This window comes from Duganella hordei, from assembly GCF_040369125.1.
Classification (GTDB): domain Bacteria; phylum Pseudomonadota; class Gammaproteobacteria; order Burkholderiales; family Burkholderiaceae_D; genus Rugamonas; species Rugamonas hordei.
On record NZ_BPWI01000008.1, the window covers coordinates 176,853 to 197,499 of the forward strand.

The 20,647-nt window shown below is 65.1% G+C and carries 18 protein-coding genes and 1 other RNA gene; 8 read left to right on the plus strand and 11 right to left on the minus strand.

Annotated features, from left to right (window positions below; translation table 11 throughout):
• Window positions 1-23 precede the first annotated feature (23 nt).
• The gene (locus ABWW33_RS19535) at window positions 24-344 is read right to left on the minus strand and encodes a c-type cytochrome (protein ID WP_116990534.1); all 321 of its coding nucleotides are present in this window, start codon (window positions 342-344) and stop codon (window positions 24-26) included.
• A gap of 163 nt (window positions 345-507) precedes the next feature.
• Here ABWW33_RS19535 and ABWW33_RS19540 point away from each other — a divergent pair, with 163 nt between their 5' ends.
• The 6 genes from ABWW33_RS19540 to ABWW33_RS19565 all read left to right on the plus strand — a co-directional run bounded on the left by ABWW33_RS19540 (window position 508) and on the right by ABWW33_RS19565 (window position 6,801).
• Complete coding sequence (locus ABWW33_RS19540; protein ID WP_176652789.1) at window positions 508-732, plus strand: TIGR04438 family Trp-rich protein; 225 nt, start codon at window positions 508-510, stop codon at window positions 730-732.
• A gap of 288 nt (window positions 733-1,020) precedes the next feature.
• Entirely contained in the window at window positions 1,021-2,727 is a 1,707-nt protein-coding gene (locus tag ABWW33_RS19545) for a methyl-accepting chemotaxis protein (RefSeq protein ID WP_176652788.1), read from the plus strand.
• Between the two features lie 21 nt (window positions 2,728-2,748).
• Window positions 2,749-3,378, plus strand: a complete 630-nt coding sequence (gene cysC / locus ABWW33_RS19550) for an adenylyl-sulfate kinase (protein ID WP_353403310.1) — start codon at window positions 2,749-2,751, stop codon at window positions 3,376-3,378.
• A gap of 4 nt (window positions 3,379-3,382) precedes the next feature.
• On the plus strand, window positions 3,383-4,414 hold the full coding sequence (locus tag ABWW33_RS19555; RefSeq protein ID WP_353403311.1) for a hypothetical protein: 1,032 nt from the start codon (window positions 3,383-3,385) through the stop codon (window positions 4,412-4,414).
• On the plus strand, window positions 4,404-5,651 hold the full coding sequence (gene chrA / locus ABWW33_RS19560) for a chromate efflux transporter (protein ID WP_353403312.1): 1,248 nt from the start codon (window positions 4,404-4,406) through the stop codon (window positions 5,649-5,651). The genes ABWW33_RS19555 and chrA overlap by 11 nt, the downstream gene beginning before the upstream one ends.
• Before the next feature lie 19 nt (window positions 5,652-5,670).
• Entirely contained in the window at window positions 5,671-6,801 is a 1,131-nt protein-coding gene (locus ABWW33_RS19565; protein WP_444551005.1) for a sulfotransferase family protein, read from the plus strand.
• Here the strand turns inward: ABWW33_RS19565 and ilvD are convergent.
• Window positions 6,798-8,660, minus strand: a complete 1,863-nt coding sequence (gene ilvD, locus ABWW33_RS19570) for a dihydroxy-acid dehydratase (RefSeq protein WP_176652784.1) — start codon at window positions 8,658-8,660, stop codon at window positions 6,798-6,800. The genes ABWW33_RS19565 and ilvD overlap by 4 nt on opposite strands.
• Before the next feature lie 146 nt (window positions 8,661-8,806).
• On the opposite strand from ilvD, the gene ABWW33_RS19575 reads away from it, so the two are divergent.
• Together ABWW33_RS19575 and lgt are read left to right on the plus strand one after the other, a co-directional pair.
• Window positions 8,807-9,721, plus strand: coding sequence for a LysR substrate-binding domain-containing protein (locus ABWW33_RS19575; protein ID WP_353403314.1), 915 nt, complete (start codon window positions 8,807-8,809; stop codon window positions 9,719-9,721).
• A complete protein-coding gene (gene lgt, locus ABWW33_RS19580; protein WP_353403315.1) occupies window positions 9,715-10,560 on the plus strand; it encodes a prolipoprotein diacylglyceryl transferase in 846 nt (281 codons plus the stop codon). Before ABWW33_RS19575 ends, lgt begins: the two co-directional genes overlap by 7 nt.
• Before the next feature lie 95 nt (window positions 10,561-10,655).
• Here lgt and ABWW33_RS19585 read toward each other — a convergent pair whose 3' ends face one another.
• From ABWW33_RS19585 to ABWW33_RS19625, 9 genes are all read right to left on the minus strand, one after another.
• On the minus strand, window positions 10,656-11,471 hold the full coding sequence (locus ABWW33_RS19585; protein WP_353403419.1) for a sulfite exporter TauE/SafE family protein: 816 nt from the start codon (window positions 11,469-11,471) through the stop codon (window positions 10,656-10,658).
• On the minus strand, window positions 11,471-11,938 hold the full coding sequence (locus ABWW33_RS19590; RefSeq protein ID WP_176652781.1) for an EVE domain-containing protein: 468 nt from the start codon (window positions 11,936-11,938) through the stop codon (window positions 11,471-11,473). Before ABWW33_RS19590 ends, ABWW33_RS19585 begins: the two co-directional genes overlap by 1 nt.
• 76 nt (window positions 11,939-12,014) lie before the next feature.
• A non-coding RNA gene (gene ssrS / locus ABWW33_RS19595) (6S RNA) lies at window positions 12,015-12,195 on the minus strand.
• Window positions 12,196-12,241: 46 nt separating this feature from the next.
• The gene (locus ABWW33_RS19600) at window positions 12,242-12,553 is read right to left on the minus strand and encodes a cell division protein ZapA (protein ID WP_176652780.1); all 312 of its coding nucleotides are present in this window, start codon (window positions 12,551-12,553) and stop codon (window positions 12,242-12,244) included.
• Window positions 12,550-12,792 carry a hypothetical protein gene (locus tag ABWW33_RS19605; protein WP_176652903.1) on the minus strand — a complete coding sequence of 81 codons (243 nt, stop codon included), beginning with the start codon at window positions 12,790-12,792 and terminating at the stop codon, window positions 12,550-12,552. Before ABWW33_RS19605 ends, ABWW33_RS19600 begins: the two co-directional genes overlap by 4 nt.
• 116 nt (window positions 12,793-12,908) lie before the next feature.
• Window positions 12,909-15,740, minus strand: coding sequence for a beta-galactosidase GalA (galA, locus tag ABWW33_RS19610; RefSeq protein WP_353403317.1), 2,832 nt, complete (start codon window positions 15,738-15,740; stop codon window positions 12,909-12,911).
• Window positions 15,741-15,825: 85 nt separating this feature from the next.
• Entirely contained in the window at window positions 15,826-18,426 is a 2,601-nt protein-coding gene (locus ABWW33_RS19615) for a TonB-dependent receptor (RefSeq protein WP_353403319.1), read from the minus strand.
• A gap of 122 nt (window positions 18,427-18,548) precedes the next feature.
• Complete coding sequence (locus tag ABWW33_RS19620; protein WP_176652777.1) at window positions 18,549-19,517, minus strand: LysR substrate-binding domain-containing protein; 969 nt, start codon at window positions 19,515-19,517, stop codon at window positions 18,549-18,551.
• 104 nt (window positions 19,518-19,621) lie between these two features.
• The gene (locus tag ABWW33_RS19625; RefSeq protein ID WP_353403320.1) at window positions 19,622-20,515 is read right to left on the minus strand and encodes an SMP-30/gluconolactonase/LRE family protein; all 894 of its coding nucleotides are present in this window, start codon (window positions 20,513-20,515) and stop codon (window positions 19,622-19,624) included.
• Between the last annotated feature and the right edge of the window lie 132 nt (window positions 20,516-20,647).

A 20,647-nucleotide genomic window follows, 5' to 3' on the forward strand; every position in this document is an offset into this window, starting at 1 on the left:
TTTTTTTGCGGCTGCGGCGTGAATTATTTCTGCGCCAGCACCCATTTCACCAAGGTTTTGGCTTCGGCGTCGCTCACCTGCGGATTGGCCGGCATCGGGATCGCGCCCCAGGCGCCGGAACCGCCTTTCATCACTTTGGTGACCAGCTTGGCTTCGGCGTCTTTCTGGCCGGCGTATTTGGCGGCCACATCCTTGTAGGCCGGGCCGACCAGCTTGGTGCTCACAGCGTGGCAAGCCAGGCAGTTCTTGGCTTTCGCCAGGTCCATGCCGGCATCGGCCATTGCGGCCTGCGACGCGAACGCCGACGCGACAACCATCCCAACCATCATCAAATTACGTTTCATTGTCTTCTCCATGGTAAGTCCTACTCAATTCCGCCAACAATTCTACCGTGTTTTTCCCCTACGCATTTAACGCCATATGGGATATCCGCGTTGACCGATAATGGAATATTGCTCCCTGCAAAGGCATTTTCTTTGTAAGATGACGTAACTGAAGGAGATGACCATGCCTATGATCCTGTTGATCGTGGTCCTGTGCGGACTGCGTTATTTTGAAGTGTGGAAGTTCGCCCTGCTGTCGTGGTGGTGGATTATCGGCCTGATGGTGTTTGCCTTCGCCTGGTTCGAATTCCTGGAACCCATGTTTGGCCTGGACAAACGCAAGGCCCACGACGAAGATGAAAAACGCCGCAAGGCGCGGGTGAAGCAAAACTTCGACAAAAAGCCCTGATATCGCCACACGGCGGGCGCTTTTACAATTCCATACAAATCTATTTCAGCCTACCTCTATGCAAGCCGCCGGCCGGTCCGGCAGGCCATCTTCCCGCCGCCGCACTATGAAGAAAAGCGAATTAAACTTTCCACACATCAACGTCAATCCCTAATTTGGCTGTTGCATCCGCGCCCTATGTGATTTTTGGGGAGTTTGTTGCTCGCTTCCGGTCACTAAGATAGGTTTGCTTATGCGGACTTCGCATTTGCTTATCTGAATCTTGGTGTCGGATCGTCGGGGGGATGTATGAAAGGTTTGACAATTGCAAAACGGCTGGGCATGGGTTTTGGCCTGGTGGCGGTGTTTCTGCTGGTGGTTATCGCGCTGGGTCTGACCAGCATGCGGCAGATCCAGGACCGCATGGATGAAATAACCAAAATCAACGGAGTCGAGACCAAGCTGGCCCAGACCATGGACCTGACGGTGACCGAACGGGCGCTGGCGATGCGCAACCTGATCCTGCTGAAGGAAGACAAGGAAATCCAGATCGAGATCAAACGCATCGCCGAGCAGGAAAAGAAATATGCGGCGGCGCAAGAGCAGCTGGGGCAAATGTTCCGGACGCAAAAGGAAACCTCGGACGAGGAAAGAACCCTGCTGGAACAGATCAGCAAGCAGGCCGTGGTGGCGGGCCCGTTCATCCAGCGCGCCGCAGCGCTGGCGCTGGAGCAAAAGCAGGACGAGGCGTACAAGCTGTTGCGCTATGAGTTCCGGCCGGTGCAAAAAGCCTGGTGGGAGCTGCTGCGCAAGCTGATCGCCGTCGAGGAAAAACAAAACATCGAAGGTACCGAGGCCGCGGCCGAAGCGTACCAGCAGGCCCGCACGGTGATGCTGATCATCGGCTCGCTGGCCCTGATCACCAGCGTGATCGCTGCGCTGCTGATCACCCGCGGCGTGGTGCGCCAGCTCGGCTGCGAACCCCACGAAGCGGCGGAAATCGCCGGCCAGATCGCCGCCGGCAACCTGGCGGTGCACATCGACATCCGCCAAGGCGACAAGACCAGCCTGCTGTTCGCGATGGAATCGATGCGCGAAAGCCTGGCGCAGATCGTCAAGCAAGTCCACACCAGCACCGAGACCATCGCCACCGCCGCCGGGCAGATCGCCTCCGGCAACCTGGACCTGTCGTCGCGCACCGAGCAGCAGGCCAGCACGCTGGAGGAGACCGCGTCGTCGATGGAAGAACTGACCAGCACCGTGCGCATCAACACCGACCATGCGCGGCAAGCCAACGGCCTGGCCGAATCGGCGTCCGACGTCGCGGCCAAGGGCGGCGCCGTGGTGGCCCAGGTGGTCGACACGATGGCCGCCATCAATGTCTCGGCGCGCAAGATCGTCGACATCATCGCCGTCATCGACGGCATCGCCTTCCAGACCAACATCCTGGCGCTGAACGCGGCGGTCGAAGCGGCCCGCGCCGGCGAACAGGGCCGCGGCTTCGCCGTGGTGGCGACCGAGGTGCGCAACCTGGCGCAGCGCTCGGCGGCGGCGGCCAAGGAAATCAAGGACCTGATCGGCGATTCGGTCGACAAGGTCGAAGCGGGCAACCGCCTGGTCGAGCAGGCCGGATCGACAATGCACGAGGTGGTCACGAGCGTCAAGCGCGTCACCGACATCATGTCCGAGATCATGGCGGCCAGCCAGGAGCAATCGGCCGGCATCGAGCAGATCAACGACGCCGTGACCCAGATGGACGACGTGGTGCAGCAAAACGCCGCGTTGGTCGAGGAAGCAGCTGCCGCCGCGCAGGCGATGCAGGAACAGGTCAACAGCCTGAACGAAGTGGTCGGCATCTTCCGTACCGACGCGATGGCCACGGCCGGCGCGCGGCGGCCGCTGGTGACAATGAGGGCGCCCGCACCTGCACCGCGCCTGACCAACAGCGCGGCACGCAAGCCGGCCGTGCGACCCAGGGCGACCGCACCGGCGGCGGCCGAATGGGAACAGTTCTAAGCCGCAGCGGGAGCCAACATCATGGGTAAGTTAGACAAAATCGGCGCTGACAGCGAGGCCGGGACGCCGCACATCTTCTGGCATGCCAGCCAGGTCACGGCGGAGACCCGCCTGCACCATGTCGGCCAGCATGCGGCCACCGTATGGCTGACCGGCTTGAGCGGCGCCGGCAAATCCACGCTGGCCTGCGCGCTGGAACGCCGGCTGATCGCCGACGGCCGCATGGCCTATGTGCTCGACGGCGACAACCTACGCCACCACCTGAACCGCGACCTCGGTTTTTCGCCGACCGACCGGCAGGAAAACATCCGCCGCAGCGCCGAGGTGGCGCGGCTGATGAACGACGCAGGCCTGATCGTCATCTGCGCCTTCATCTCGCCGCTGCGCAGCGACCGCGCCATGGCGCGCGACATCATCGGCGAGGAAAACTTCGTCGAGACCTACGTCAGCACGCCGGGCGCGGTGTGCGAGGAACGCGATCCCAAGGGCTTGTACAAGAAGGCCCGCGCCGGACTGATACCCGAATTCACCGGCATCTCGGCGCCGTACGAGGTGCCGCTGGAGCCGGCGATGTCGCTCGACACCGGCGAACTGTCGCTGGAGCTGGCCTGCGACCGGCTGTTCCAGCATCTGTCCCACCGCTTCCTCTGACGCCATGGACCAGCATCACTCCAGCACCGTTGCGGCGGTGGCTTATGACGTCTTCAACGGCGACGCCGACGGCATCTGCGCGCTGCACCAGATGCGGCTGCACGCCCCGGCCTACACGGCGCTGGTGACCGGCGTCAAACGCGACATCGAGCTGTTGCGCAAGGTGCCCAGCCACGCCTGCGCCGGCGCCAGCGTGCTGGTGCTCGACATCTCGCTGGACGCCAACGCCGGCGAGCTGCGGCGCGTGCTCGACGCCGGCGCGCGCGTCGAATACTTCGACCACCATTCTGCCGACCAGGCATTCCTTCATCCCGCGCTGCGCCTGCATTGCAACGCCGCGCCCGACGTCTGCACCAGCATCCTGGTGGACCGCCACCTGGGCGGCCGCTATCGGCGCTGGGCGGTGACGGCGGCCTTCGGCGACAACCTGGAACCGGAGGCGCGGCAGCTGGCGCAAAGCCTGGCGCTGGACGACGCGGCCACCGCCGCGCTGGCCCAGCTGGGCCAGGCCATCAACTACAACGCCTACGGCGAATGCCTGGAAGACCTGCATATCGCGCCGGCCGCGCTGTACCGGGAGCTGAGCGGCTACGAGGATCCGTTCGACTTCATCGCCGCCAGCGACGCCTATCGCGGCCTGCTCGACGGTTATCGCGCAGACTGCGGCCTGCTGCGCGAACTGCGCCCGTACTGGGAAGAGCCGGGCGGCGCCATCTACGTGCTGCCGGCGGCGGCCTGGTCGCGCCGCATCAGCGGCGTGCTGGCCAACAGCCTCGCCGCGCGCCGCGACGGCTCGTCGTTCGCCGTGCTCAACGAGCGGACGGACGGCTCCTACCTGGTCAGCGTGCGCTCCGGCGCGCCGGCGTTGTACAGCGCCTGCGGCCTGTGCCAGCAATTCGAAGGCGGCGGCGGCCGCGTTGCCGCCGCCGGCATCAACAGCCTGCCGCAGGGGGAACTGGGCCGCTTCATGGACCGCTTCCGCCATTACTTCGGCCTCTCGGCCGCACCTGCCGGCGACATCGGCCATGCATGCTGAACGCCATCCGCTGACAGCGGCCGAACCGCGCGCCGCCGGCCAGCATCCGCCGGCACACCAGGTGAGCCTGGCAACGCTGGCGCTGCTGTTCCTGCGCATCGGCTGCACCAGTATCGGCGGCTTCATGGCGATGGTGTCGATGACGCAGCACGTCATCGTCGAGCGCCGCCGCCTGCTGCCCGCCGCCGACCTGCTCGACGGCCTGGCGATGGCCTCGGTGCTGCCAGGTCCGGTGGCGATCAACGTCGTGGCCTACACCGGCTATCGGCTGCGCGGCGTCGCCGGCGCCTGCGTCGCCATGCTATGCGCGGTGCTGCCGGCCTTCGCCTGCATCGTCGCGCTGGGCAGCCTGTATTTCCGCTTCGGCAGCATGGACATCGTGCGGCCGCTGTTTCAAGGGATCACACCGGCCATCGTCGCCGTCATCCTGGCCGCCGGCTGCCGCCTGTGGCGCGGCGCCGTGCACGACGGCCGCCAGGCCGCGCTGGGCATAGCAGCGGCGCTGGCGCTGACCATCGTGCCCGGCCTGCCGACCACGCTGGCCGTGATGGCGCTTGCCGCAGCGACAGGCTACATCTGGCGTCCGGCCGCGGTTGCGCCGGCGCCGTCCGTTGCGGTGCGCCCGGCCGATGGCGGTGCGTCGTCGGCACGCGGCATCGGCGCCGCACTGGCGGCGCTGCTGCCGCCGCTGGCTTGGCTGTCGTCGCAGGGCGCGCAATCGGCCCTGCTGTTCAAGCTGGCCGCCGTGTTCGCCGGCATGAGCCTGATGACTTTCGGCGGCGGCTACGTCTTCATTCCGCTGCTGCAGCACACCGTGGTCGATACCTACGGCTGGCTCGACGCGCGCCAGTTCGTCGACGGCCTGGCGCTGACCCAGCTCAGCCCCGGCCCCGTGATGATCAGCTCCGCCTTCGTCGGCCTGAAGGTGGCCGGCGTGGCCGGCGCCGCCGCCGCGAGCGCCGGCATGTTCATCCCCAGCGCGGTGCTGATCATCGCAGCCAGCGGCGCCATGCAGCGCGTACGCCATTCGCCGGCGGTGCAGGCCGCGCTGTCCGGCGTGCGGGCGGCGCTGGCGGGCATGGTGTTTTCCGCGGCCGTCTCCATCGCCCGGATGGCCGCGCCGGCATGGATATCCGTTTTGATCTGCGTGCTGGCGCTGGTAGCGCTGGTACGTTTTCGTGTGGACGCCGCCTGGATCGTCGCTTGCGCGGCGCTGGCAGGTTGGCTGGTTTTTTGAAAAGGGAAATGGAATGACTATCACGAATACCGCCATGAACAATGCCTCGAACACCCAAGGCGCCCGCCCGCGCCCCGTGATGATGATCCCGCTGCGCCGCTGCGGCAGCCACGCGCTGCGCCTGCGCCTGAACATGTCGCCGCAGTTTTACTCGCCCTACCCGCTGCACATCGTCGACTTCATGCCGCTGGTGCCGCACTACGGCGACCTGCGCGACGACCGCGCCTACTTCCGCATGGTGACCGACGTGGTCGGACTGCAGGCGGTCAGCATGGTCAAGTGGCCGGGAACGGTGTTCGATCCAGTGGAGATATTCGAAGCCATACGCCACCAGCCGCGCAGCGTGCACCGCGTGGTGTGGGAACTGCTGCTGCGCGCGGGCGAACGCCAGCATGCCGGCGTGGTGATGGACAAGTCGCTCGACAGCGTGCACTACGCCGATGAGCTGATGCAGCTGTATCCCGACATGCTGTTCGTGAACGTGGTGCGCGATCCGCGCGCGCAGGTGGCGTCGATGAACCGCGCCATCATCCACGACTTCGACACCATGCTCAACGCCCAGACCTGGGTGGCCGCGCACCGCGCCGCCGACCATGTGCGCCAGCGCTGGCCAGACCGGGTGCTGACGATACGTTATGAAGACTTCCTGTCGCGCCAGCAGGCGACGCTGGAAGCGGTATGCGGCTTCCTCGGCATAGACTTCCTGCCGCAGATGCTCGACGTCGCCGGATCGCAGGAAGCGAAGCAGATCTCGCAATTGTCGGCGCTGTGGTCGTCCAACTGCTATCCGCCCATCGTCGCCAACATCAACAAGTTCAAGCAGCAGCTGACGACGCCGGAGATCAACGTCATCGAAACGCTGGCCGGCGACTACATGGACCGCTACGGCTACACGCGCCTGACCGACGGCGACGCCGTCATCACGCCGGAGCTGACGACGCAGGCCCGCCTGCGTTCCGGCGAGGGCCGCGAGCGCGCCTGGCGCGAACTGGAACAGGATAATTTCCGCGACTATGTGCTGCGTCGCTGCCGCGCCGACTACCTGGCGCAGTTGAACGCCAGGTTAAGCCTGCAGGCGTCGCAGCCGGGGCGCAATGCGATCGTCACGCTGGACGAACTCGACCCGGCCGCTTTTGAAGTGACGGATTAGCGCTTCAGCTGCGACAGGTCGCGCACGGCGCCGCGATCGGCCGACGTGGTCAACGCCGCGTAGGCCTGCAGCGCCTGCGAGACATAGCGCTCGCGGTTGACCGGCTTCCAGGCGGCGTCGCCCTTGGCTTCCATGGCCGCGCGGCGCGCCGCCAGGTCGGCATCGCTGATGCGCAGGCTGATCTTGCGGTTCGGGATGTCGATGTCGATCATGTCGCCCTCTTCCACCAGGCCGATGGCGCCGCCCTCGGCCGCTTCCGGCGAAGCATGGCCGATCACCAGGCCCGACGAACCGCCCGAGAAGCGGCCATCGGTCAGCAGCGCGCACGCCTTGCCCAGGCCCTTGGACTTGATGTACGAAGTCGGATACAGCATCTCCTGCATGCCGGGGCCGCCCTTCGGACCTTCGTAGCGGATGATGACCACGTCGCCTTCATGCACGGTATCGCCCAGGATGCCTTCAACCGCCGCGTCCTGGCTCTCGAACACGCGCGCCTTGCCGCTGAACTTCAGGATGCTTTCGTCCACGCCGGCCGTCTTCACGATGCAGCCGTTCTCCGCCAGATTGCCGTACAGGACCGCCAGGCCGCCGTCCTGCGAATAGGCGTGCGCCTTGTCGCGGATGCAGCCGGTGCTGCGGTCCAGGTCCAGCGCGTCGTAGCGCTCCGACTGCGAGAACGCGGTCTGCGTCGGCACGCCGCCAGGCGCGGCGCGGAACAGCTGGTGCACGGCCGCATCGTCGCTGCGCTTGACGTCGTTGCGTTCGATGGCGTCGCCCAGCGTCGGCGCGTGAATGGTCGGCAGCGAGGTGTCGAGCAGGCCGGCGCGTGCCAGCTCGCCCAGGATGGCGACAATGCCGCCGGCGCGGTGCACGTCCTCGATGTGGTATTTGTCGGTCATCGGCGCGACCTTGCACAGGCATGGCACCTTGCGCGAGATGCGGTCGATGTCGCCCATGTCGAAATCGACTTCGGCTTCATGCGCCGCCGCCAGCAAGTGCAGCACGGTGTTGGTGGAACCGCCCATCGACACGTCCAGCGCCATGGCGTTTTCAAACGCGGCCTTGGTGGCGATGGAGCGCGGCAGCACCGAGTAGTCGTCCTGCTCGTAATGGCGCTTGGCCAGTTCGACGATCAGGCGGCCGGCGCGCAGGAACAGCTGCTCGCGGTCGGAGTGGGTGGCGACGATGGTGCCGTTGCCCGGCAGCGCCAGGCCCAGCGCCTCGGTCAGGCAGTTCATCGAGTTCGCGGTGAACATGCCCGAGCAGGAACCGCAGGTAGGACAGGCGGAACGCTCGATCTCGGCCACGTCGGCGTCGCTGACGCTCTGGTCGCCGGCCTTGATCATGGCGTCGACCAGATCGAGCTTGATGATCTTCTGCTTGCCGTCGACCACCTTCAGCACCTTGCCCGCTTCCATCGGACCGCCGGAAATGAACACGACCGGAATGTTGAGGCGCATCGCGGCCATCAGCATGCCCGGCGTGATCTTGTCGCAGTTGGAGATGCAGACCATCGCATCGGCGCAGTGGGCGTTGACCATGTATTCGACCGAATCGGCGATCAGGTCGCGCGACGGCAGCGAGTACAGCATGCCGCCGTGGCCCATGGCGATGCCGTCGTCGACGGCGATGGTGTTGAATTCCTTGGCGACGCCGCCGGCTTTCTCGATCTCGCGCGCCACCAGCTGGCCCAGGTCCTTCAGGTGCACGTGGCCGGGCACGAATTGGGTAAAGGAGTTCACCACGGCGACGATAGGCTTGTCGAAGTCGCCGTCCTTCATGCCGGTCGCGCGCCACAGGGCGCGGGCGCCGGCCATGTTGCGGCCGTGGGTGGTGGTGCGGGAACGGTATTGCGGCATGATGTTTCTCCAGTGATAAAGGCTAGCTTAAGCTTGCTGGCTTAGCATGACAGATTGCCTCCACCACGCTCCCATGTCAAATATATGATTTCCGGCCCTGTGAGTCGTATAAAATATCACAAGTCTGAATTTGAATAGTTAGCCATATGAATCTGGAACTGCGTCAGCTGCGCTATTTCGTCACCGTCGCCGAGGAACTCCACTTCGGCAAGGCGGCGCTGCGCCTGCACATGACGCAGCCGCCGCTGTCGCAGACAATCCAGGCGCTGGAGGAGCTGCTGGGTGCCGTGCTGTTCGAGCGCAACCGCCGCAGCGTGGCGCTGACGCCGGCCGGCCTGGCGCTGCTGCCGGAAGCGCGGCGCATGCTGGCGCAGTCGCTGGAGCTGCCGCAGCTGGTGCAGCGCGCCGCCGCCGGCGAGGTCGGGCGGCTGACGCTGGCCTTCGTCTCGTCGGCCGACTACAGCGTGCTGCCGCCCTTCCTGCGCGCCTACCGCGCCGCGTATCCGCAGGTGCAGATCACGCTGCAGGAAGCCACGTCCGACCTGCAGCTGGACGACCTGCTGCAGAACCGCATCGACGCCGGCCTGCTGATCCCCCCGCTGCCGGACAAGGCGAAGCTGGAACTCGACTACCTGCCGGTGCTGAACGAGCCGCTGGTGCTGGCCTTGCCGGCCGGGCTGCCGGCGCTGAAAAAGAAGGGCAAGCTGGCGTTGGCGGCATTGCCGCCGCTGCCGCTGATCGTCTTCCCCCGTGCGATCTCGCCGCCGCTGTACGACGCCATTCTGTCGGTGTTCCGCGACGCCGGCATCACGCCGGAGATCGGCCAGCAGGCGATCCAGATGCAAACCATCGTCAGCCTGGTGTCGGCGGGGATGGGCATGGCGCTGGTGCCGCAATCCGTGTCCAACCTGATGCGGCCCGGGGTAGAATACCGGGCGCTGAGCGACGCCACGCCGCTGGTCGAAACCGGCCTGGCCTGGCGCCGCGACAACGCCTCGCCGGTATTGCGCGGCTTTTTGGAACTGCTAAGAAAAGAAATAGGAAAGAACGCCTTATGCTGATACACCCGATGCCCGATCCGATCGCCGTCCATCTTGGACCGGTGGCGATACATTGGTATGGCCTGATGTACGTCCTCGCCTTCGCGCTGTTCATCACGCTGGGGCGCGTGCGCATCAAGCAGCCGCACATCGCCGCGCAGGGATGGCGGAAGGAGGACCTGGACGACATGCTGTTCTACGGCATGCTGGGCGTGGTGATCGGCGGTCGCTTGGGCGAGGTGCTGTTCTACCGTCCCGATTTCTTCTTCTCGAATCCGATCGAGATCTTCAAGGTCTGGCATGGCGGCATGTCCTTCCACGGCGGCTTCCTCGGCGTGCTGATCGCGATGGCGCTGTGGGCGCGCAAGAGCGGCCGCAATCTGCTGGACGTCTACGACTTCATCGCGCCGCTGGTGCCGCTGGGTTACGCCGCCGGCCGCCTGGGCAACTTCATCAACGCCGAACTGCCGGGCCGCGTGGTGACGGACCAGTCGCTGCCATGGGCGATGATGTGGCCGGACACGAACTACCCGCTGTCGCCGAATCCCGTGTTCCTGCAAGGCCTGCGCCATCCGTCGCCGATCTACCAGTTGCTGATCGACGGCCTGCTGGTGTTCGTGATCCTATGGCTGTTCTCGCGCAAGGAGCGCCCGCGCCTGGCGGTCGGCGCGATGTACACGCTGCTGTACGGCTGCGCGCGATTCTTCACCGAATACTTCCGCACACCGGACTGGGAGACCACCATCCTCGGCATGCCGATCACCTCCGGCCAGGTGCTGTCGCTGCCGATGATCGTCGGCGCGCTGGCCATGCTGGTGTGGGCTTACAAGGTCAGGCAGAAAGGCCGCGCGCCGCTCTGAAAAATCCGGGGTCAGATCTGACATTTGGACACGGGCCCTGCCGTAGCTGCGGCTACGGCAGGGCCCGTGTCCAAATGTCAGATCTGACCCCGGATTTATAGCGCCTTGCGCAGCATGTAGGCGGCGAGGCAGTAGAGCACGATCGCGAAGATTTTCCTGAGGGTCTGTACCGGCAGCTTGTGCGCGGTGCATGCGCCCAGCGGGGCCAGTGTGACGCTGGCCGCCGCGATCACCACCAGCGCGGGCAGGTAGACAAAGCCCAGCGAATACACCGGCAAACCCGGCTCGCCCCAGCCGTAATAAATATTCGACAGCGTGCCGGCCAGCGCGATCGGGAAGCCCAGCGCCGCGCTGGTCGCCACCGCGTTGTGGATGCGGACGTTACACCAGGTCATGAACGGAATCGACAGGAAGCCGCCGCCCGCGCCCACCAGCCCCGCCACCAGGCCGATCACGATGCCGGCGCCGAACATGCCGCCGCTGCCCGGCAGTCCACGCTGCGCCATACCTTCCACAGCTGCGGGCTTCTTCGCCAACAGCATCTGCGTGGCGGAGAAGGTCAGGAAGATGCAGAACAATACAGCCTGTCCCGCCGAACTCATTTGCTTGGCGATCCACGGCCCGCACCACGCGCCGAGCAGGATCCCCGGCGCCAGCAGCAACGCCACCCGCCACAGCACCGCGCCATGCTGGTGATGCGCGCGCACCGACGACATCGACGTGAACAGGATCACGCCCAGCGACGTCGCCACCGCCATGTGGATAATCGCCGCCTCGGGAAAACCCTTGGCGCTGAAGATCATCGTGATGAACGGCACCAGTATCATGCCGCCGCCTATGCCCAGCAGCCCCGCCGCGAAGCCGCCGATGGCGCCCATCAGCAGCAATATCAGCACCAGGCCGATATCCATCAGCCGCCCTTCTTCAGCAGCTTGACGATGGCGTTCCACTGCCCCGCCGTCACCGGCGTGATCGACAGGCGGCTGCCTTTTTGCAGCACCACCATGTCCTCCAGCGCCGCTATCGTGCGCATCTCGGCCAGCGGCAGCAGACGGGTTTTCTGCGTGCCCTTGACGTCGACCGAGATCCAGCGCGGCTGTTCCGGCGTGGCCTTGGGATCGAAGTACTTGCTGTCCTTGTCGAACTGCGTGGCGTCCGGATACGGTCCGCCCACCACCTTGGCCAGGCCGGCGATGCCCGGCTCCGGGCAGCTGGAATGATAGAACAGCACACCGTCGCCGTCCTTCATGCCGTCGCGCATGAAGTTGCGCGCCTGGTAGTTGCGCACGCCGAACCACGGCGTGGTCTGGTCCGGCGACGCCATCACGTCGTCGATGCTGACTTCATCAGGCTCGGATTTCATCAACCAATATTGCATGAGCATCTCCAAACAAAAACGTCCAGACGAAAAAAAGCGGCTGCGCACTCACATGCTTGCAACCGCTTCTTATGGATAAGGCCCCGCCTGTGCCGTCTTTGCCGGCATCCCGAACCAAACGGTTCAAGGTGGTCACAGTTAGTTCAATTTCGGGTTCATCGGACTAGCGACGCTCACGCCCATCGAACAAAATTCCGCAACCGGTGCACATAAATGGTTCAAGGAATATATGGCAATCGCGAACACCGCAGGGTGAAACGAAGTTTACTCTCTTGTCCGCCGCAAAGGAAGAAGTTTAGCGAATTAAAACAGGGTTTCTTGTGGAGTCAGCGCGCCATCGAGCACTTTGTGCATGGCCGCGATCTTGGTCTGCACTTCCAGTATAGACATGTCCGACAACGGACCTTGCGGCGCCTTCACCGACAGGAACTCCGCCGCCATGCCCAGCGCCGCCATCACGGCGATGCGGTCGTTGCCTTTGACCTTGCCGGCGTCGCGGATGCTGGTCATCTTCTTGTCCAGGAATGCGGCGGCCTCGCGCAACGCGCGTTCCTCGTCCTCTTTGCAGACCAGGCGATACGACGCGCCCATGATGGTGACATCCAACTGTATCATCGTACATCCTCGTTTTCAGGCTGGTCGTCCTCTTCGGCGTCGCCGTCGAGCGCGGGGATTTTTTCCAGCAAAGCCTCGATGCGGCTGGACGCTTCGTCCAGCTTGCGCTGGTAGCCCATGTTCTCCACCACGAGGGCGGCATTGGCTTGGCGCAATTGCGCGTTTTCCCGGCGCAGTGCCACGGTCATCTCGGCCAGCTGGTCGATTTTGTCGGATAGTTCTTGGAATTCTGAAATCATCCCGCCACTATAGGGAGCGCGCGTTACGCCGTCAACAGAATCGCACGCTTGCCCGGAATATTTGGCGGGCAAGCGGCCGATTTATTTCCTCGCTGCCAATGTCGTGGCGAATATTGCTACTTTGCCAGCAAGCGTGGCGTAATACTGACAGCGCCCTCGATGCCGCTGGCCTGCCCCGGTTCCGCCTCGACGATGACGTTGATGTCGCGCTTCCCCGGTCCGGCCGGCAGCGGCAGGTCCAGCGCCGCCAGCGCGTAGCTGTCCTTCTGGCCGAGCAGCTTGCCGTTCAGCCAGACCTCGGCCTTGCCGCGTATGCCGGCAAAGTGGATCTGGCCGCTGCCGTCCGCCAGATTCTTGCGCGCCGTGAAACTGGCACGATACAGATGGTATCGGCCCGGCTTCTCCGCGCCGGCGATCATCGGCGGCGAGCCCCAGCCCCAGGTGTTCATGTCGAAGCCGGCCAGCTGCTGGTTCGGATCCGGACGCTGGTCGCCGTCCGGCGCGATGCGCCAGCTGCGCACGAAGGTCAGCGGCGCTTCGGCCGCCGCCACGTACGGCTGCTCCGGCACGGCCTTGACCGGAATGCTGATGTGCGCTGGCGCCAGTCCCGGCGCGGTGGCGACGACGTCGATGGCGTCCTTGCCGGCGTAGTCGGTCTGCACGATCAGCTGCGCCAGACCGTTGAACAGGCGCCGCATGGCGCCCTTCTCGTCTTCATGCGAATTCGGATCGCCGTTGCCATGGCCGATGGAACGGCCGCCGCCCTTCACCGCGAACGTCACCTGCGCATCGGCCAGCGGCACCGCGCGGCCTTGCGCATCGAGCGCGCGCACGGTGATCGGCATCGCATCGCGGCCGTCGCCGGCCAGTTGCGCGCGGTCCGGCACCAGTTCCAGCGCGACAGCGGCGCCGGTGGTTTCCACCGAGGTGCGCGCCACTTCCTTGCCGCCCCGGTAGCCGATCGCCTCCAGCTTGCCCGGCGCATAGGCGACGTTGAAGAAGTTCATCCGGTACGGATCGACCTTCTGCTCACCCAGCGAACGGCCATTGAGCAGCAACTCCACGCGCTCGACGTTGGCCATCACCATCACGCGGATGTCCTTGCCTTCGCTGCCGCTCCAGTTCCAGTGCGGCGCAATGTGGATCAGCGGCCGGTCCTTGATCCACTGTACCTGGTGGATGTAGTAGGCGTTCTTCGGAAAGCCGTTCAGGTCCATGATGCCGAACACCGAGCTGACCGACGGCCATTCATTCGGCGTCGGCTCGCCACGATAGTCAAAGCCGGTCCAGACGAAACCGCCCGCCACATAAGGACGCGTGGCGATGGCTTCCCATGCGTCGCGGTGCGTGTTGCCCCACTCGGCCGCGTCGTCGTCGTAGCTGGCGATCAGGTTCTTCTCTCGCACAGTCTTGAACTCGCCCCGAGTCATGAAGGCGGAGGTGTCCTCCGAGCTGGTGAACGGCTTGTCCGGATGCGCCTTGTGATAGCGGTCGTAGTCCGGCACCTGGTAGTTGGCGCCGACCACGTCCACCGCGTGCGACACGTTCAGCTCCGTCAGGAAGCCGCCGTTCATCGCGGCCGTGACAGGCCGCGTGTCGTCCAGCGCCTTCACCGCGGCCGACATGCGGCGCACCATCTCATAGCCCACTTCGGTGGCCTGCACCGGCTCCTCGTTGAATACCGACCACAGGATCACGCCCGGATGATGGCGGTCGCGCTTGACCATCCATTCCAGCTGCTTCATGTAATCCGGCGACGGATTGAAGTTGCGGTTCTCGTCCATGACGAGGAAACCCATGCGGTCAATCAGGTCCAGCACCTCCGGCGCCGGCGCGTTGTGCGAGAAGCGTATCGCGTTCACGCCCAACTCCTTCAGGCGGCGCAGGCGATACTCCCAAATGGAGTCCGGCACGGCAACACCAACGCCTGCATGATCCTGGTGGATGCACACGCCCTGCAGCTTCATATGCACGCCGTTCAGGAAGAAGCCCTGCGCCGCGTCGAAGCGTATCGTGCGGAAGCCTGTATGCAGCGATACCTCATCGAGCGCCTCGCCGTCCTGCAGCACGCGCGTGGCGACCCGGTACAGATTGGTTTTCTCCAGCGACCACAAGGCCGGGTTGGCGATGGACAGCGGCACCTGCACGGTGCTGCTGGCCAGCACCCCCAGACGCGCGGCGACGCTGCGGCGCGCCACCTGCTTGCCGGCCGGGTCGAACACCGTCACCTCCACCGTCACGGCGGCGGCCTGCTTGCCGCTGTTGTCCAGCGTGACCTCGACCGGAATGGTCCACTGCCCATTCTTGCCGGCGCGCGGGGTGGCGTGCACGCCATCGGTGACCACGTGCACCGGATTGCGCTTGACCAGCCAGGCATGGCGGTACATGCCTGCGCCCTCGTACCACCAGCCCTCCATCGCCTCGGCGTCGGCGCGGATGGCGATGGTGTTGGTCTCGCCGCCGTAGCGGAGATAGGGCGTGATGTCGATGTAGCTGGCGTTGTAGCCGGACCAGTTGCGGTTCACCACATTGCCGTTGACCCAAACCGTGGCATGGGTGGCGATGGCGTCGAACTGCAATTCAAAATGGCGGCCGCGATCTTTCGGATCGACCTGCAGATAACGGCGATACCAGCCGATGCCGCGCGGGCGGTAGCCCTGCGACACGTTGGCGTTGGGGTCGAACGGGCCTTCGACGGCCCAGTCGTGCGGCAGGTCGAGGTGGCGCCAGCCGGAGTCGTCGAATTCGTTGCCGGCCGCGCCGCCGGCGTTGCCGGCCTTGGCATTGCCGTAGGATTCGCCGTGTCCCTTGATTGGGGGTTCGACGATGTCGCCCAGATGGAACAGCCAACCGCGGTCCAGCGACAAACGCTCGCGGCCCGGCGCCGCATGAGCACAAGCGCACGCCAGCAACAGCACTGCGGCGCACAGGCGCCGCCAATTCAGCATCAATGGTTTCAATCCGACCTCCCGAAGTAAAAAAAACGGAGCAGCGCCGTCACGCACCGCTCCGCCAAACCACGATAAAACTCGATTACAGCTTGAACGAAAGACCCAGGTTGAAGCGGCGGCCGAACTCCGTCACTTCCTGCTGCACAGGGATGTTGGCGCTGGTGTAGACAGCCTTCTGGTTGGTCAGGTTGTCGATGCCGAAGCGCAGTTGAATCTGCGGCGTCAGTTGCTTGGCCAGGTTCAGCGTGACGTAGGTCTCGGCTTCGTTCATGATCAACTGGCCGGCGCCCCAGGTCGGGTTGCGCACAAACGCGCTGTGATAGTTGGCCGAAACGCGCGCTTCGTAGCCAGCCTTCTCGTACCACAAGGTCACGCCGCCGTTGCTCTTCATCAGGCCTTCGATCGGATATGGATTCACCGCCGGCGTCTGCTCATGGATGTTGCTGGTGGTGTAGGCGTAGTTGCTGGCGATGCCCAGGCCGTCGAAGGGCGCCGGCAGCGACGTGAAGGCCTGCTGGTACACCAGCTCCAGGCCGCGGATATCGCCGCCGTTGCCGTTGACCGAACGGGTGATGGTGGCGGCACGGCCATTCAGGATCGCACTGTTGTCGCTGGTGATGGCGATATAGCGCGAGACCTTCTTGTAGAACGCGCCGGCCGACAGCAGCGAACCTTTGCCGAAGTACCACTGGTACGCCAGGTCCACCTGGTTGGCCATCATCGGCTTCAGCTCGGGATTACCGGCGCTGCCGGTGACCGGCTGGGACGTATCGGTCACCAGGTTCAGATTGCGCGATGCGCGCATCTCGTCCAGCGGCGCCCGCGACATGGCGCGCGCCACGCTGAAGCGCACCTGGCGTTCCTGTGCCTCGTCCATGTTGAAGATCAGATTCATGCTAGGCAGGATCTCGTTGTAGGAAGTTCCACCCTCCACCGCCGTTGCCGCGGCGCCGTTCAGCGACTGCATGCCGTAGCCGGTCTGCGAGGTGTGCACGAAGCGCACGCCGACGTTGCCGCGATAGGTCTTGCCGAAGGCTTCGCCGTCCAGGTCACCCTGCACAAAAGCCGAAGTGCTGCGTTCCTTGACCTTCCAGCCGGCCAGCAGATCTTCCTGCGACTGCGGGCGGCCGTCAGGATTGAAGGCGTCCTTGCCGAAGGCCGCAGCGGTCGAAGCGCCAAAGTCCTTCAGTGCGATAAACGAGGGGAAGCCGCTGACGTAGACCGTCTCGTAGGCCGATGCCGGAATCGCTGCGGTGGGGTTGATCTGCCAGGTGGTCTGGCGATAGCTCTTCTCGCGGTCGGTGGCACGCAAGCCCACCTTCAGGCGGCTGATGATGCTGCCCTCGATAGGACGCGAAGCGCTCAGGCTCGCCGCGTTCAGCAGGTCCTTGATATGGCCGTCGGTATTGACATACAGCGTCGGCGCGCCGAAGTTGGCCGGATTGCCGGTGTCCATGCCGAAGTTGTAGCTCTGGTGCTCGTCGCCGGTGAAGTCCCAGGTGATGGTGGTCGGGTTGTTCGAATACTGGCGCACGTCGCCCCACTGGCTGCTGCGCATCGCGTGGGAACTGGACAGATCGGTTTCCACCTTCCAGTCGCCGACGTTGAACTTGCCGTTCACGCCGCTGGCGGCAACGCTGGTGTCCTGTATCCACAGATAGTCGTTGGTGACCAGGCTGGTGTTCGACAGCGTGCCGCCCGCCACGTAGCCGTTGCGGATATCGAGCTTGCTGAAGTTGCCGGATTCGTAGCCGTCCCAGTTACCCAGGTCGCCGGTCCAGTGCTGCAGGCCCGGTTCGCGGATCGCGGCCTTGGCGTAGTACGTATCGGCGGTGATCAGCGCGTCGTTCGACGGTTTCCATTCGACCTTGCCCAGCAGGCTGGTACGCTTGTCCTTGCCGCGCTTGACCTCGTCCTGGAAGCCCCACGGCGTCTTGTCGACCTTGCCGTCGCCATTCAGGTCGGCGGAATGGTCCTCGTTGAAGCCCCAGTGGCGCACGTTCTTTTGCAGCGAGGGCTGGTCCTGGTAGCTGAAGGCCAGCGCCACACCCAGGGTCTTGTTGTTGAACTGGTCGATGTAGACCCCGCCCAGGCGCGGCGCGGTCTTGTCGGCGCCGCCGATGTCCTTGGCCAGCGCGTAGTACAGCGCGTCCGCCTTCAGCGACACCTGGCGGCCGTTGTACTTCAGCGGCGAGACGGTTTGCAGGTCGATGGTGGTGGCGACGCCGCCTTCCACCAGCTCGGCGTTCTGCGTCTTGTAGACGGTGGCGCCGCTCAGCGACTCCGACGGAAACTGCTCGAAGCGCACCGCGCGGTTGGGTTCCGACGACGCCAGTTCGCGGCCGTTCAAGGTGGCGCCGATGAAGCGCGGGCCCATGCCGCGCGCGACGATCTGGCTGGCGTTGCCGCGATCCAGGCCGGACGACAGGCCTGGCAGGCGCGCCAGCGATTCGGCGATGGTGGTATCCGGCAGCTTGCCGATGTCTTCCGACGACACCACTTCGACCATCGAGTTGGAGGCTTCCTTGGCGGCCAGCGCGTTGCGCACCGAGGCGCGGATGCCGGTCACGTTGACTTGCTGGATATCGCCGGCGGCCGCGGCTTCCTGGGCCAGCGCTTGTTGTACGAGCAGGGGGGACGTGAAAAGCGTGGCGATGAGCCAGCTCATTTTTTTATGTTTCAATTGCATCTCCAGTGTTTGTTTTGGCTTCGTCTCTTTGTTCTTGGACGAATAACTGGATGCTAACGAAACAAGTTTGCGCATTCCAATAGCTTATTGCGCATGGGCCATACCAAGATCGTATATCAGGACTGGAGAGGCTTCCGATAATGCGGGTACATGCTGGCTGCGGCGTCGCGCAAGGCGAGCAGCATCGCATCCGCACCAGGCGAGAGCTGGTGTCGTTTGCGCGTCACAATGCCGAACGAATCCATGCTGACGCCGAGGTCGAACGGCAGCACGGCCATCAGGCCCGCGTCCAGATACGACTGCACGGCGTCGTACGGCAGCGCGACGATCATGTCGCTGCCCATCAGCAGGCTGGCCACGACAGGCAAGTCGAGCGTCTCGACCGTTTCGGCGGGCTGCTCCAGGCCGTGCGACAGGAACAGCGCGGTCAGGCGGTCGCGCAGGATGCTGCCGGCCGGCGGCAATATCCAGCACTGCTCCATCAAGTCTTCCAGCCGCAGGTCGGTGCGGCTGGCCAGCGGATGGCCGGCGCGCGCGATCAGCAGGTGCGGCTCGTCGGTCAGCGGTTCGAAATTGAGTTCGTCGGCGGCGGCCGTGTCGAGGATGCGGCCGACCACCAGATCCAGGTCGCCGCTGCGCAGCCGTTCGACCAGCCCTTTGCTGGTCGACATGCTGACCGAGACGTGCACGCGCGAGTGGCGCGACTTCAGCAGGTTGATCGCCTTCGGCACCAGGCCGGTGGCCGGCGCCAGCACCGTGCCGATGCCCACGCGTCCGCGCAGGCCGGACAGCAGCTCCATCACTTCCTGGTGCGCCGCGTCCATCTCCGCCAGCGCTGCGCCGGCGCGGCGTATCAGCACCTTGCCGTACCAGGTCGGCGCCACGCCGCGCGACAGGCGCTCGAACAGCTGCACGCCGAGGGCGTGTTCCAGCTCGCCCAACAGTTTGGACGCGCCGGGCTGGGTCAGGTTGGCCGCCTGCGCCGCGTGGGCGATCGATCCGTGCCGGCCCAGTTCGACCAGCAAGACCAGATGGCGGGTTTTCAGGTGGGAGCGGACGAAGCGGTCGGAGCTGGAATCAGTCATAGGGGTGATTTTTTTGATCGCCCATCATAAGGGCGGGCTGGTGCAGCGTCAATCACCGTGGCGCTGGCGTTGGGAATCGGCGACTCCAGGCCTTGCAGGACGACTCAAGCGAGGCTGTCGTCGAACAGCGTATCGGCGACGCCCGGCGCCAGTCCCGCCGCCAGGTCCGGCGGCAGGCCGTACAAGCCGCCGCGCGCGCCCAGCAACAGCAGCTGCTTCAGGTCGGCGCCGCCGAAAGCCACGCTGGCCGCCGCCTCGCGCGCCAGCGCGATCTGCTGGCGCACCTGGCCCTCGGCGTCGTACTGCACCAGCGCGCCGCCCTGCACGCTCCACAGCATGTCCTCGCTGTCGACGACGGCGGCGCCGGCGCCCGGCTCGACCAGCTGCGCAAAGGCGCGCACGTCGCCGACCTTGGCGCGCTCGGCGTCGTAGCTGCATTGAAGGATGTCGCCGCCGGCGGCGTCGGCAAAGAACATCCGCGTGCCGTCGGTGCTGAAGGCGATGCTGCCCGCCGTGACCACCACCGGCAGCGCCAGCCGGCGCAGGCCGTGGCGCTGCGAATATTGATAGAAGCTGCCGATCGGCCGCTGGTCGGCGCCGGTGTTAGCGGTACCAAAGACGAAATGGCCGTGCCGGTCCGCGCAACCGTCGCTGATGATCGTGCGCGGTTCGGCGGCGTCGATGGTGACCAGCACCTGGGCCTGCAGCGGACGGCTGGTCTGCCCGGCCAAGGGCAAGTCGACCATGCCGAGGCGCTTGCCAAGGCCGAGCAGCACCCGGCCGGACGCCGTGCACGCCATGACGCCGGCGCTTTCCTGCAGGCGCACGCCGCTGGGCATGCCGGCCGGCGCCGGCCAGGCGTACAGCTGGCTGCCTTTCGGGTCCGGCCAGCGCCAGCAGCTGCATGTCGCGTCCCAGCGCAACGCGCTGCCGGCCTGGCCGACGCGTATCAACATGATGCCGGGAGTGGAGGCGACGGACGTACTGGTAGGACTCATGCGGCGGGTGCTCCGGAAAAAGTAGTGGCTATGCGCAAGTCTAAGCGCCCCCCGCCATCCGCAGATATGAATAAATCGCCCGCTGCCATGCCGATATCTGATAGCTTGTGGAAGCGCTCCCTCTGCTATCCG

Bases quoted from the DNA above. Each gene is read 5' to 3' on its own strand.
- ABWW33_RS19540 (WP_176652789.1), top strand. From the start codon at position 508: ATGCCTATGATCCTGTTGATCGTGGTCCTGTGCGGACTGCGTTATTTT.
- ABWW33_RS19555 (WP_353403311.1), top strand. From the start codon at position 3,383: ATGGACCAGCATCACTCCAGCACCGTTGCGGCGGTGGCTTATGACGTC.
- cysC (WP_353403310.1), top strand. From the start codon at position 2,749: ATGGGTAAGTTAGACAAAATCGGCGCTGACAGCGAGGCCGGGACGCCG.
- ABWW33_RS19605 (WP_176652903.1), bottom strand. From the start codon at position 12,792: ATGATTTCAGAATTCCAAGAACTATCCGACAAAATCGACCAGCTGGCC.
- ABWW33_RS19535 (WP_116990534.1), bottom strand. From the start codon at position 344: ATGAAACGTAATTTGATGATGGTTGGGATGGTTGTCGCGTCGGCGTTC.
- ABWW33_RS19625 (WP_353403320.1), bottom strand. From the start codon at position 20,515: ATGAGTCCTACCAGTACGTCCGTCGCCTCCACTCCCGGCATCATGTTG.
- lgt (WP_353403315.1), top strand. From the start codon at position 9,715: ATGCTGATACACCCGATGCCCGATCCGATCGCCGTCCATCTTGGACCG.
- ABWW33_RS19575 (WP_353403314.1), top strand. From the start codon at position 8,807: ATGAATCTGGAACTGCGTCAGCTGCGCTATTTCGTCACCGTCGCCGAG.
- ABWW33_RS19545 (WP_176652788.1), top strand. From the start codon at position 1,021: ATGAAAGGTTTGACAATTGCAAAACGGCTGGGCATGGGTTTTGGCCTG.
- ABWW33_RS19590 (WP_176652781.1), bottom strand. From the start codon at position 11,938: ATGCAATATTGGTTGATGAAATCCGAGCCTGATGAAGTCAGCATCGAC.
- ilvD (WP_176652784.1), bottom strand. From the start codon at position 8,660: ATGCCGCAATACCGTTCCCGCACCACCACCCACGGCCGCAACATGGCC.
- galA (WP_353403317.1), bottom strand. From the start codon at position 15,740: ATGCTGAATTGGCGGCGCCTGTGCGCCGCAGTGCTGTTGCTGGCGTGC.
- ABWW33_RS19585 (WP_353403419.1), bottom strand. From the start codon at position 11,471: ATGGATATCGGCCTGGTGCTGATATTGCTGCTGATGGGCGCCATCGGC.
- ABWW33_RS19620 (WP_176652777.1), bottom strand. From the start codon at position 19,517: ATGACTGATTCCAGCTCCGACCGCTTCGTCCGCTCCCACCTGAAAACC.
- chrA (WP_353403312.1), top strand. From the start codon at position 4,404: ATGCATGCTGAACGCCATCCGCTGACAGCGGCCGAACCGCGCGCCGCC.
- ABWW33_RS19600 (WP_176652780.1), bottom strand. From the start codon at position 12,553: ATGATACAGTTGGATGTCACCATCATGGGCGCGTCGTATCGCCTGGTC.